Origin of the sequence: Streptomyces sp., assembly GCF_035645055.1 — a bacterium.
Lineage (GTDB): Bacteria > Actinomycetota > Actinomycetes > Streptomycetales > Streptomycetaceae > Streptomyces.
In genome coordinates this window covers 182,262-193,984 of record NZ_DASQNH010000064.1, presented here as the reverse complement: position 1 = coordinate 193,984, position 11,723 = coordinate 182,262, and the positions used below count along the sequence as shown (strand labels likewise).

Genomic DNA, 11,723 nt, shown 5'->3' with positions numbered 1-11,723 from the left:
AGTTCTCAACGAGGAGAGCACGTGCCATACGACTACGACGTCATCGTCGTCGGTTCCGGCTTCGGCGGATCCGTCACCGCCCTGCGCCTGACCGAGAAGGGCTATCGGGTCGGCGTCCTGGAGGCCGGCCGCCGCTTCACCCGCGACACCCTGCCGAAGAACTCGTGGGACCTGAAGAACTACCTCTGGGCGCCGAAGTTCGGCATGTACGGCATCCAGCGCATCCATCTGCTCGGGAATGTCATGGTCCTGGCGGGCGCGGGCGTGGGCGGCGGCTCCCTGAACTACGCCAACACCCTCTACGTTCCGCCGAAACCCTTCTTCGACGACCCCCAGTGGCGGCACATCACCGACTGGCACGAAGAACTCGGGCCGTACTACGACCAGGCCAAGCGCATGCTCGGCGTACGGATCAACCCGACGATGACCCCCTCCGACGTCCATCTCAAGGACGCCGCACGGCGCATGGGCGTCGGCGACACCTTCCACCCGGCGCCCGTCGCGGTGTTCTTCGGCGACGGCAAGGACGCCGACGGCAGCGTGCGGGCGCGGCCCGGCGAGGAGGTCGCCGACCCGTACTTCGGCGGCGCGGGACCGGCCCGCAGGGCCTGCGCCGAGTGCGGCGAGTGCATGACCGGCTGCCGCCACGGCGCCAAGAACACCCTCAACGAGAACTACCTCCACCTCGCCGAGAAGGCGGGCGCGGTCGTCCACCCCATGACGACGGTCGTGTCCGTCACCGAGGACTCCCGGGGCGGCTACGCGGTCGCCACCCTGCCCACCGACGACAGGAAGAAGGGCAAGGGCCGTGTCTTCACGGCCGAGAAGGTGGTCCTCGCCGCCGGCACCTACGGCACCCAGACCCTGCTGCACCGGATGAAGGCCGACGGCCGGCTGCCGCGCATATCCGACCGGCTCGGCATGCTCACCCGCACCAACTCCGAGGCCCTGGTCGGCGCCCAGACCACCGATCGGCGCTACCGCAAGGTCAGCGGCGGGCAGAAGCCCGACTTCACCCGCGGCGTCGCCATCACGTCCTCCATCCACCCGGACGAGAACACCCACATCGAACCGGTGCGCTACGGCAAGGGCTCCAACTCGATGGGCAGTCTGTCCATCCTCCAGGTCCCCTACGCCGAGGGCTCCTCCCGCGTCCTGGCCTGGCTGGGCCACGCCGTCCGCCATCCGGTGCTCGCGCTGCGCTCGCTGTCCAACCACCGCTGGTCGGAGAAGACGATCATCGGCCTGGTGATGCAGTCGCTGGACAACTCCCTGACGACGTATCTGAAGCCGTCCGGCGTCGGCAAGGGCCTGCTCACCGCCCGCCAGGGCCACGGCGCCCCCAATCCCAAGCAGATCAAGGCCGCCGCGGAGGGCGCCTCGGCACTCGCCGCCTCCATCAACGGCTTCGCCGGGTCGAACGTCGGCGAGCTGATGGGCACTCCGCTCACCGCGCACTTCCTCGGCGGCTGCCCGATCGGCGACTCCCCCGAGACCGGGGTCATCGACCCGTACCACCGGCTCTACGGCCACCCGGGCATCTCGGTCGTCGACGGCGCCGCGGTCTCCGCCAACCTCGGCGTCAACCCGTCGCTGACGATCACCGCGCAGGCCGAGCGGGCGATGGCGTACTGGCCGAACAAGGGCGAGGCCGACCCGCGTCCGGAGCCGGGAGCGGCATACGAGCGGCTGACGCCGGTGGAGCCGAGGCGACCGGCCGTGCCCGCGGACGCGTTCGGCGCGCTGCGACTGCCGTTCCTGGGAATGCCGGCGGTGCCGCCCAGGAAGCAGGAACCGGTGGTGGAGGGGCAGGAACTGCTGACGGAGGAGGCGGCCCCGAAAGAGCCTGAGCCGCCGATGGAGCCTGAGCCGCCGATGATGCAGGGGGTCTGAGCCCCGCCGGACATGAAGAGGGACCTGCGCCCCCCTCCGAGCGCAGGTCCCTCTTGGCCGGTACGGCCGCTGCGGCTTACGCCCCGGCCTTCTTGCGGCGCACCGCGTACACCGCGCCCGCACCGGCGACGACGGCGAAACCGCCCACCAGGCCGATCAGCGGCAGCGCGGAGCTGGAACCGGTCTCGGCGAGGCTGCCGGTGGCCTGGACCGAGTTGACCTCGTCGAGGTCGGCCATGCCACCGGTCTGCGGCTCGGCGTCGCCCGGGTCCCCGGCGTCGGAGCCGGCGGCGAGGATGTCGAAGAAGTAGATCCAGCCGTTCGGGTCGTCGGCGATCCAGCAGCCCTCGTCGTCCGCGTACTGCGCGAACCCGCCGGTCAGACCGAGCGCGTCCGGCACCTCACCGCTGACGCTCAGCCGCATCTGGAACGAGACGGACTGGCCCGCGCCCAGCGAGAACGCCGGGAACGTGCCGCCCTCGCCGCCGGTGTTCGCGATGGTCTGCCAGGAGCCGCTGGCCTTGTCGCGGACCTGGACCGTGATGTCACCGGAGTAGTCCTCCTCGTCCCAGCCGACCGCGGCGACGCCGATCAGCGGCACGATGTTCTGGATCTCCTCGTCCCCGCGGTTGGAGACGTCGAAGGAGAAGTCCTCCCAGCCGCTGCCCGCGACGATCGTCTCGGCCAGGCCGGACAGACCGCTGCGCAGGTCCTCGCTGAGGCCGACGGAGTCGTTGTCCGGGCCGGCGCAGAGCTCGGGGTCCGCCGGGCCGGCGGACTCGCTCGCCGACGGCGAGGGGGAGACCGACGTGGAGCCGGACGGGGACGGCGACGGGGACTGCGAGGACTGGCCGGCGGTCGCCGAGGCGGAGGCGGACCCGGTCGGCGCCGGGGCCGATCCGCTCGCCGTCCCGGTGACGGAACCGCTCGGCGCGGGCTCGGTCTCGGTGGCCGAGGCGGAGGCCGTGGGCGACGGGGACCCGGACACCGTCTCCGTCGCGGACGCGCTCGCGGTCGGGGACGTCGTGCCCCCGGTGGCGAACGCGGCCGGCGCCGAGAGCAGCGCGAGCGGGGCTATCGCTCCCGTCGCGGCTGCTGCGACCAGGGCGCGGCGAAGCTTCATGAAGACCTCGAGATGTCCGGTGCTGCGACGACGCAGCATGCGTGGGGTGGGTCCGCGTGTGGGGCGCGACGGTGTGACCCTTGGTTCGGCAGGTTTGATCCGTGAGTCCTGTGAATGGTTGTCCTCGGATTCACAGAATTCTTATGTGGCCTGGATCACATGTGGATGCCTGCCGGGTTACCCGCGGGTTGCCCGCGATGTGCCCCCCGGAGTTGGGCTCCGCCGCTGCTTCACAGCTCGGCGAGAGCGTGCGGGGACGGCTCCCGCGGGGTGTGAGGGGATTCCCGCGGGGTGCTGAGGGGATTCTCGCGGGGGTTTCTGCCCGGACGGAACGAAGGGCCCCGCGGGACGGAGCCCCGGGGCCCTTCATCGGCCGGCACCGGCGTCAGGGCCGTGCCGGTGCCTGGAACGCGGCGCCGGGGGGTGCGCCGCACGTGTGAGGTGACGCGGAGTTCGCGGGTTCGCGAGGTCTGCGGGGCCTGTGGGATGCGGGGCCCGGGCCGCTCGGGGACGGGGCTGCTCGATTCCGCCGGCCGGCCCCGGGCGTCCCCGGAGCCGGCCGTCTCTTGGGTGACCGGGCTGCTGTCCCCTGCCGTCCGGTCACTTCCCTGGAGCGAGGTCCCACGACATACGGCACGATCCGTACGCCTCATCGCTCCAGCGAGCCACGCGTGGTTCTTTCGGGCCCGCCCCTGGCTGGCACGGACACCGGGACCAACGAAGCGGCCCGCGTGACGGTCACGCGCCGTACGGGTGAGAACCGATGCGTACGTACGTACACGGAACGGGGATTCAGATCTTGCCCCGGCACAGCTCCAGCAGCGTCATCGCGAGCGCCGTGCCCGGCTTGCCCAGCGCGTCCCGGTAGTGGCCGAGGATCTCCATCTCGCGCGAGAGGTTCACCCGCCGGCCGCCGGAGCGGATCCGCGCCTGCTGGATGACGGCCGAGACGGCCATCCGTTCCTGGATCAGACCGATGATCCGGTCGTCCAGGGAATCGATGCGCTCACGGGCGCCGGTGATCACATCGGCGGCCTCGACGGTGCGCGCGCCGGTCTTCTCCGCTGCGGTGGCGGTCATGTGGGGCTCCTCATCACGATGGGCGGGCGTGGGACGGGGTGCCCGGAGCCGACAGGAACCGGAGAAACGCCAGGCGCCCCGGACCTTGTCGGCCCGGGGCGCCTGGGAAGTCGCTTGTCAGTAGCTCAAGCAGCACGACCATGGCAGCCGGCGGGCCGGTTGCCATAGGTAAAGAGGAAGGTCGGGTGCGTGAGCATGGCGCCCAGTATGCAGGGGCGCCGGGCGCACTTCCAAGCGGCGTTCGTCACACCCGCCCGGCCGTGGCCGTGATCGGAGCATGCGACGGGGCGTCGTCCATGGCCGTCTCGGTAGAATCGACAAGCACAAGGACCAGCCCAACCGCCGGAAGGCACCCCGTGTCATCAGCGACTCCCGCTGCCGCCGCCCCCGACACCGTCCTGGTCGTCGACTTCGGTGCGCAGTACGCCCAGCTCATCGCCCGTCGAGTCCGCGAGGCCCGGGTCTACAGCGAGATCGTCCCGAGCACCATGCCCGTCGACGAGATCCTCGCCAAGAACCCGGCGGCGATCATCCTCTCCGGCGGCCCTTCGTCGGTGTACGAGGAGGGCGCTCCGCGGCTCGACCGTCAGCTCTTCGAGTCCGGTGTCCCCGTCTTCGGTATGTGCTACGGCTTCCAGCTGATGGCGCAGACCCTCGGCGGCACCGTCGACAACACCGGCGCCCGTGAGTACGGCCGCACCGACCTGCACGTCTCCCGCTCGTCCTCCACCCTCTTCGAGGGCACCCCGGAGGAGCAGGCGGTGTGGATGTCGCACGGTGACGCCTGCTCCGCCGCCCCCGACGGCTTCACCGTCACGGCCTCCACGGACGTCGTCCCGGTCGCCGCCTTCGAGAACGACGAGAAGAAGCTCTACGGCGTCCAGTACCACCCCGAGGTCATGCACTCCACGCACGGACAGCAGGTGCTGGAGCACTTCCTGTACCGCGGCGCCGGCCTGAAGCCGAACTGGACGACCGGCAACGTCATCGAGGAGCAGGTCGAGGCGATCCGCGAGCTGGTCGGCGACAAGCGCGCGATCTGCGGCCTGTCCGGCGGCGTCGACTCCGCCGTGGCCGCCGCCCTGGTCCAGAAGGCCATCGGCTCCCAGCTGACCTGCGTCTACGTCGACCACGGCCTGATGCGCAAGGGCGAGACCGAGCAGGTCGAGAAGGACTTCGTGGCCGCGACCGGCGTCCAGCTGAAGGTCGTCGACGCCGAGAAGCGGTTCCTCGACGCCCTCAAGGGGGTCACCGACCCCGAGGAGAAGCGGAAGATCATCGGCCGCGAGTTCATCCGCGTCTTCGAGCAGGCGCAGGCCGAGATCATCGCCGACGAGGGTCCGGCCGTCGAGTTCCTGGTCCAGGGCACCCTGTACCCGGACGTCGTCGAGTCCGGCGGCGGCACCGGCACCGCCAACATCAAGTCCCACCACAACGTCGGCGGCCTGCCCGAGGACCTCGAGTTCAAGCTCATCGAGCCGCTGCGCAAGCTGTTCAAGGACGAGGTCCGGATGGTCGGCCAGGAGCTGGGCCTGCCGGACGAGATCGTCCAGCGCCAGCCCTTCCCGGGCCCCGGCCTCGGCATCCGGATCGTCGGCGAGGTCACCAAGGAGCGGCTGGACCTGCTCCGCGAGGCCGACGCCATCGCCCGCGAGGAGCTGACCGCGGCCGGTCTCGACCGCGACATCTGGCAGTGCCCGGTGGTCCTGCTCGCGGACGTCCGCTCCGTCGGCGTCCAGGGCGACGGCCGCACCTACGGCCACCCCATCGTCCTGCGCCCGGTCTCCTCCGAGGACGCCATGACCGCCGACTGGTCGCGGCTGCCGTACGACGTCCTCGCGAAGATCTCCACCCGGATCACCAACGAGGTCCGGGACGTCAACCGGGTCGTCCTCGACGTCACCTCCAAGCCGCCGGGGACGATCGAGTGGGAGTGACTCCCGCGTGCGCGTGACCCCTACGTGCGCTTGATCGTGCGCAGGGGAGCGCCGGGCTTCCAGACCTGGAGGACGAGGTACTCGTCGTCCTCCACGTAGGTCCGTGTGACCTCCGTCAGCTCGGTGCGGAAGAGGTGGAACGGCTCCGGCGGTTCCACCTCTTTCGTGTACGCGGCCTTCGCCTCCGGGTCCGTCACCTCGAACGCCCGCCCGCTGATCCGCACGTCACCCCCGCCCATCCCGGTGCCCTCGCCGGGATTCGCCTGGAGCGCGAACCGCGGGTCGCGGCGCAGATCCAGCGCCTTGAGCGAGCCCGGCATCATCCCGAGCCACAGCTCACCGCCGCCGAAACCCACCTCCAGACCGCTGGTGCGGGGCGAGCCGTCCTTGCGGAGCGTCGCGAGGATGTGATGGGTGAAGGCGCCGAAGCGCTCCTCGACGGTCCTCGCGAGTTCGGGTTCGGCGCGGGAGAAGGCTCCCCAGTTCTCGATTCCTGCCATACGACGAGTGTGGCGTCGAAATCCGACATCTTCTGTCCGGTTTCCACTGTGACGCGCGCGTGTCGGACAAGGCCTGGCCACGTGCGCTGAACCGACGGTACCTTCCGCCCCGTACCGCAACCCGGCAACCACCCAGCGCTGGAGGACGTATGCACGGGACGCCCCGGCCCACTCCGCCCCCGCCCCTGCCCACCGACCGGCTCCGGTTCGCCATGCCGCCGATGCACGACTCGGTGGAGGACGAACGCCGGCACCGCAAGGAACGGCTGGCTGGCGCCCTGCGGATCTTCGGGCGGCTTGGCTTCGAGGACGGCGTCTCCGGCCACATCACGGCACGCGACCCGGAGTTCAGCGACTGCTTCTGGGTCAACCCCTTCGGCCTGCCGTTCAAGCACGTCACCGTCAGCGACCTGGTGTTGGCCAACGCCGACGGACAGGTCGTCGAGGGCCGCTACCACGTCAACCAGGCCGCCTTCACCGTCCACTCCCAGGTGCACGCCGCCCGCCCGGACGTCGTCGCCGTCGCCCACTGCCACTCCGTGCACGGCCGCGCCCTGGCCGCCCTCGGTGGCCTGCTCGACCCGATCACCCAGGAGAGCTGCGCCTTCTACGAGGACCACGCCCTCTACGACGCCTACACGGGTGTCTCCGTCGACACCGAGGAGGGCCGCCGGATCGCCACCGCGCTCGGCTCCCGCAAGGCCCTGGTGCTGCGCAACCACGGACTGCTGACCGTCGGCGACTCGGTCGACGCGGCGGCCTGGTGGTTCCTGACGATGGAGCGGTCCTGCCAGGTGCAGCTGACCGCACAGGCGGCGGGCCGGCCGGTGCTGATCGACCACAGGGCGGCGGTGGTGACCCGTGAACAGCTGGGCGGCGACCTGGTGGCCTGGATCAACTACCAGCCGCTGTGGCAGGACATCAGCCGCCGCGAACCCGACCTGCTGACCTGAGACCCGCCCGGCCCCTGGACGATCTCGGCCATACCGAAAGCCTCCCCGCCGGGTCAACGCGATGGTCACGATTTCACCCGCCCTGACCAGACGTGCCGGACGTGGACGCCCTGGTGTAGGGCACAATTCGCTGTCGTCGCGGAGGAGTTGTACGGCGGCGCCGTACGGGCGTCGCAGGGTGGTGGCAGGGAAGGGCGGGCGTCGGGCGTGGCGGTGCAGGAGGCGAGACAGGGTGCGGAGCCCGGAACGTACGGGGGCGTCGTCCACGCGGGCGGCTGCACCTGCGGGGACTGCCCGCACGGGGCACGCGAGGGGCATCGGCGGGCCGTCGCCGCGTTCCTGCTGAGACGCGACGAGTTCGCGGCCGGACAGGGGCTGCCCGCGGCGGTCGCGCACTCCCCGTCGGCGACCCGGCAGTGGGTCTCCGACGAACTGACGCAGTCCGCCCAGCTCGTCGCCGAGCGGAGCCGCGCCGAGGGCGGGGCCTGGCTGGCCCGGCTGTGGCGGCGTACGGCGATCACGGCGTGGGCGCTGGTCCTGGTGTTGCTGCTGGTGCAGGCGCTCACCGCGATCGGCGCGGGCTGGACGGCGGCCCGCACCGCCGGGCTGCTCGCCGCGCTGGTGGTGGCCGCGGCGCTGACGGCGGCCTCCTTCTTCCACCGGGCCCGCGGCGGGGCGCTGGCGCCGGTGATCGGCGAGGACAACCGGCTGTCCACGTCGCGCGCCGTGGCCGCTGCCTGGGTGCTGTTCCTGGCCTACGCGGTGCTGGTCCTGGCCGGGCAGCTGGCGGCCGCCTCGGACCACGACGAGCGTGACGAGCTGATCGCCGGACTCGAACTCGCCCGCGGCGCCGGCGTGGTGACGGTACTCGCCGTCGTGTGCACGATCGCCGTGCTGGTGCGGCGGGTGGTGGGGCTGCGGGTGCTCGCCCAGCGGCTGCAGAAGATCCGCGCGGACCGTCCCCGGGCCGCCGATCTGCTCACCGACGACGCCGGCCGGGGCAGCTTCGCCGACCTCCAGTACGTCGTGATCAGCGCCGTCGCCCTCGTTTTCGGCGCGGTGCGGCTGGCCCGCCGCCCGGACCAACTGCCCGACCTGCCCTGGGGTCTCGCGGCAGTCGTCCTGATCTCGGCCGCGACCTACCTCGCCGGCAAATACTCCGAGGGCGGACGTCCCGTCATCCTCTCCGTCGTCCGTGCCCGGGAGGCGGGCGACCTCGACGCGCCGATCCGCACCGGCGAGGACATCGAGATCCGCGGCGCCGGTTTCGTCCCGCCGGGCGCGCAGGGCGCCGACCGGCTGTCGCGGATGGCCGTACGGATCGGGGCGGTGCACGTCCATGTGCCACTCGTGCCCGTGACCGGCGGGTTCAGCAACCCCACCGACACCCTGCTCACCGTGCCCGTACCGGTCGACGTCGAGCCGGGCCGCGTGACCGTGCAGGTCGTGACCGCCGCGGGCGTGGAGACGAATCCGTACGTGATCGAGGTGACGGAGTAGGCGCAGGGGACCGGGCAGAGGACGGGAGCGGAGTCGGTCGACGCGACGGAGGACCACGGGGCGTAGGCGGGCCGCGGCTTCGGGAACCGGCCGGAACATGAGTGAACGGGGCCTCTCCTTCGTACGTATCGTCTGATGAGGGGTCACGGCAGGGCGGGCGAGAGGCGACGATCGGCGATGACTCACGGTATGCGTCCGGGCACCCGCACTTCGTCCGCACGTGGCGTCACCTGGCGGGACACCGCCACCCACTACGCCCTGTTCCCCCTGCGCGTCTTCCTCGGCGTCACCTTCGTCTACGCCGGCCTGGACAAACTCACCGACGGCGCCTTCCTGCGGGACGGCGGTTCCGGATCGGTCGGCGACATGATGCGCACCGTGCGCGACTCCTCGGCTCTCCCGGCCCTGGTCGACCTCGCCCTGAAGAGCCCCGTCGGCTTCGGCTACGCCATCGCCATCGGTGAACTCGCCGTCGGCATCGGCACCCTCCTCGGCCTCTTCGCCCGCCTCGCCGCCCTCGGTGGCGCGCTGATCTCGCTCAGCCTGTGGCTGACCGTGAGCTGGGCGTCCGACCCGTACTACTACGGCAACGACCTCGCCTACCTCATGGCCTGGACCCCCCTGGTTCTCGCCGGCGCCCCCTACCTCTCGCTGGACGCCGCCCGACGCGCACGGCGACGAGAGCGGGCGGGGGATCACCCGTAGCCGGCGGGAGGTCTCGGGAGGGAAGCCGGGGCAAACCGGCACGGAGAGCGGACCCCACCCGTCTGCCCCGGCTCGGAGGACCGGGCCGGCCGTCAGACCCGAGGCGTCGACCGGGGCTCGCGCGGCCGTCGCCGGGCCCTGCCCCGGCGACGTATGGAGTGGCCCAGGGCGCCCGCCGCGCCGGCCAGGCAGAGCCCGCCCACCACGAGGGGGAACATCACGAACCACGGTGCCTCCCAGGCCTCGCCCGCGTCCCCCGCGTAGACGACGCCCGCGACGGCGAGGAAGAACCCGGCGACGAGCCTCCCCGGCTGGAACTCATGACGCAGCACGGCTGACCTCCACCTGTCCCATCCCGACCCGAAGGTCGAGATCGATCGTGCCGACGCTCTCCGTGCCGGCCTTCGGCTTCAGCGTCACCTGCTGGTGCTTGCCCGGTGCCACATCCACGTCCTGCGCCTTGTCGCCCGGCAACTGGATGTCGCCCACTCCCACATCGATGTCCGCCTTCACCGTCACATCCGGCGGCACGATCACCCGCAGCCGTCCCACGCCCACTTCGGCCGACGTGATCAGTGTCTGTCCCTCGGCCGGGTCCAGCCGGGACAGGTCCAGGGTGCCGACGCCCGTGCCGAGGTCGTACCTCTCCCGTATCTCCGCCGCCGCGACCGGCTGCCAGGTCGTCCGTGTCCACTGCGTGCCGATGTCCTTGGGCAGTGCTGCCGAGCCGGCGAGCAGCGCCGCCGTGACGACCGCCAGGAACACCGACCCCGCTCCCGTCCGCCCGAGGAACGCGCTGACCGCGATGCCGAGACCGAAGACGGCGAGCGCGCAGGACAAGCCGGTCTGCAGGCTGGTGCCCAGCGGGTGCCGGTCCCAGGTGAGCCCGGTGCCGAGGCCGCCGGCGACGAGGGCGAGCAGGAAGACCCAGCCGCCGATCCAGCGCGGGCCGCGCGGCTTGGGCGGATCCTCGCGCGGGACGCCCCGCGCCTCGCGGCCGTGCGGGTACTCGTCGAGGCTGAGGCTCACGGTCATCGCGATGTCGTCGCCGCGCGAGTCGCCCGGGCCCCACAGATAGCCGGTGCCGCCGACGTGGGTGCCGTCCTTGACGATGGGGTCCCGCCACCAGGAGTAGGAGGCGGGCGCGGGCGGCGCCTGGGCCTCCGGCGGGGCGTCGGCGACGGCCTGCACGGCCAGCGGATCGGGGTCGGGAGCGCCGCGCAGCTGCGACCAGTACCCCGCGCCCGCGAGGAGCAGGGAGAGGACGACGGCGAAGGTCAGCACACCGCCGTTGTTCAGCATCGACAGGAAGACCCCGCACCCCACCAGCGCGAACAGCACGGCCGCCAGCGCCTGGCCGTCCACCCGGCCGGTGAGCAGCTTGCGGACCTCGTTCTCGTCCTCGTCGTCGTACGGGACGAAGAGCCAGGCGAAGCCGTAGAAGATGAGGCCGATGCCGCCGGTGGCCGACAGCACGGCCAGCGTGATGCGGAAGATCACCGGATCCATGTCGCACTGGCGGCCCAGCCCCGCACAGACCCCGGCGAACATCTTGTGCCGCCGGTCCCGCCGGAAGCTCCGCAGGCCCTCGGACGGCCGCGTCTCCTCCGTCTCCTCCGGCTCCCCGGCTCCCCGCGGGCCACGGGCGCCCGCGGCACCCGGCGGGTCCGTGTGTCCGGACGCGCCGGTTTCCGTGGCCGTGCCCCGCTGCGCGGTGCGGGCCGATGTCTCGGCCCCGCCGGCCGGCGTCTCCCCGTTCACCTTCGCCTCTCCGGCCCGGCCCGACCCGTCGGACGGGCCCGGCTGTCCGCTCGTGTCCAGCCGCGCCGCCGCCTCCTTTTGATCGCGCGCGCCCGTCCGCCCGTGCGTGTCCGCGCGCTCGTGCGCGCGCGCATCCGCACCCGCGGAGGCCGTGGTCGCCGGGTCGGACGCGGAGCCCGCGTCGGGCCCGGCGTCCGCGGCGTGCTGGTGATCAGTCATGTGTCCATGGTGACGGCCGGGCGGCCGCAGCGGCAGTCGGAACGACCCTGGC

The 11,723-nt window shown here is 72.0% G+C and carries 10 protein-coding genes; 5 read left to right on the top strand and 5 right to left on the bottom strand.

The features are described 5' to 3' along the window. Window positions 1–21 precede the first annotated feature (21 nt). Window positions 22–1,893 (top strand): GMC family oxidoreductase, encoded by a 1,872-nt coding sequence (locus tag VE614_RS21635; RefSeq protein WP_324939526.1) that lies wholly within the window; start codon window positions 22–24, stop codon window positions 1,891–1,893. Window positions 1,894–1,969: 76 nt separating this feature from the next. On the opposite strand, the gene VE614_RS21630 is transcribed toward VE614_RS21635, so the two are convergent. Both VE614_RS21630 and VE614_RS21625 read right to left on the bottom strand, forming a co-directional pair. Beyond that, a complete protein-coding gene (locus VE614_RS21630) occupies window positions 1,970–3,016 on the bottom strand; it encodes an LPXTG cell wall anchor domain-containing protein (RefSeq protein WP_324939523.1) in 1,047 nt (348 codons plus the stop codon). Between the two features lie 792 nt (window positions 3,017–3,808). Further along, entirely contained in the window at window positions 3,809–4,096 is a 288-nt protein-coding gene (locus VE614_RS21625; protein WP_324939520.1) for a chorismate mutase, read from the bottom strand. Window positions 4,097–4,452: 356 nt separating this feature from the next. On the opposite strand from VE614_RS21625, the gene guaA reads away from it, so the two are divergent. Then, window positions 4,453–6,033: a glutamine-hydrolyzing GMP synthase gene (guaA, locus tag VE614_RS21620; RefSeq protein WP_324939517.1), complete on the top strand. Its 1,581-nt coding sequence runs from the start codon at window positions 4,453–4,455 to the stop codon at window positions 6,031–6,033. A 20-nt stretch (window positions 6,034–6,053) separates the two neighbouring features. On the opposite strand, the gene VE614_RS21615 is transcribed toward guaA, so the two are convergent. Then, window positions 6,054–6,533 (bottom strand): pyridoxamine 5'-phosphate oxidase family protein, encoded by a 480-nt coding sequence (locus VE614_RS21615; protein ID WP_324939515.1) that lies wholly within the window; start codon window positions 6,531–6,533, stop codon window positions 6,054–6,056. Window positions 6,534–6,682: 149 nt separating this feature from the next. Here VE614_RS21615 and VE614_RS21610 point away from each other — a divergent pair, with 149 nt between their 5' ends. From VE614_RS21610 to VE614_RS21600, 3 genes are all read left to right on the top strand, one after another. After that, the gene (locus VE614_RS21610) at window positions 6,683–7,486 is read left to right on the top strand and encodes a class II aldolase/adducin family protein (protein WP_324939512.1); all 804 of its coding nucleotides are present in this window, start codon (window positions 6,683–6,685) and stop codon (window positions 7,484–7,486) included. A gap of 207 nt (window positions 7,487–7,693) precedes the next feature. Next, window positions 7,694–8,986 (top strand): hypothetical protein, encoded by a 1,293-nt coding sequence (locus VE614_RS21605; RefSeq protein WP_324939509.1) that lies wholly within the window; start codon window positions 7,694–7,696, stop codon window positions 8,984–8,986. A gap of 177 nt (window positions 8,987–9,163) precedes the next feature. After that, window positions 9,164–9,691, top strand: a complete 528-nt coding sequence (locus tag VE614_RS21600) for a DoxX family protein (protein WP_324939506.1) — start codon at window positions 9,164–9,166, stop codon at window positions 9,689–9,691. Between the two features lie 92 nt (window positions 9,692–9,783). On the opposite strand, the gene VE614_RS21595 is transcribed toward VE614_RS21600, so the two are convergent. Both VE614_RS21595 and VE614_RS21590 read right to left on the bottom strand, forming a co-directional pair. Next, window positions 9,784–10,023, bottom strand: a complete 240-nt coding sequence (locus VE614_RS21595; RefSeq protein WP_324939503.1) for a hypothetical protein — start codon at window positions 10,021–10,023, stop codon at window positions 9,784–9,786. Further along, on the bottom strand, window positions 10,010–11,671 hold the full coding sequence (locus VE614_RS21590; protein ID WP_324939499.1) for a PspC domain-containing protein: 1,662 nt from the start codon (window positions 11,669–11,671) through the stop codon (window positions 10,010–10,012). Before VE614_RS21590 ends, VE614_RS21595 begins: the two co-directional genes overlap by 14 nt. Window positions 11,672–11,723 lie beyond the last annotated feature (52 nt).

What these genes read in the sequence shown, in the direction of transcription:
- VE614_RS21625 (WP_324939520.1), bottom strand. Translation starts at nt 4,096, where the DNA reads ATGACCGCCACCGCAGCGGAGAAGACCGGCGCGCGCACCGTCGAGGCC.
- VE614_RS21615 (WP_324939515.1), bottom strand. Translation starts at nt 6,533, where the DNA reads ATGGCAGGAATCGAGAACTGGGGAGCCTTCTCCCGCGCCGAACCCGAA.
- VE614_RS21600 (WP_324939506.1), top strand. Translation starts at nt 9,164, where the DNA reads ATGACTCACGGTATGCGTCCGGGCACCCGCACTTCGTCCGCACGTGGC.
- VE614_RS21610 (WP_324939512.1), top strand. Translation starts at nt 6,683, where the DNA reads ATGCACGGGACGCCCCGGCCCACTCCGCCCCCGCCCCTGCCCACCGAC.
- VE614_RS21630 (WP_324939523.1), bottom strand. Translation starts at nt 3,016, where the DNA reads ATGAAGCTTCGCCGCGCCCTGGTCGCAGCAGCCGCGACGGGAGCGATA.
- VE614_RS21590 (WP_324939499.1), bottom strand. Translation starts at nt 11,671, where the DNA reads ATGACTGATCACCAGCACGCCGCGGACGCCGGGCCCGACGCGGGCTCC.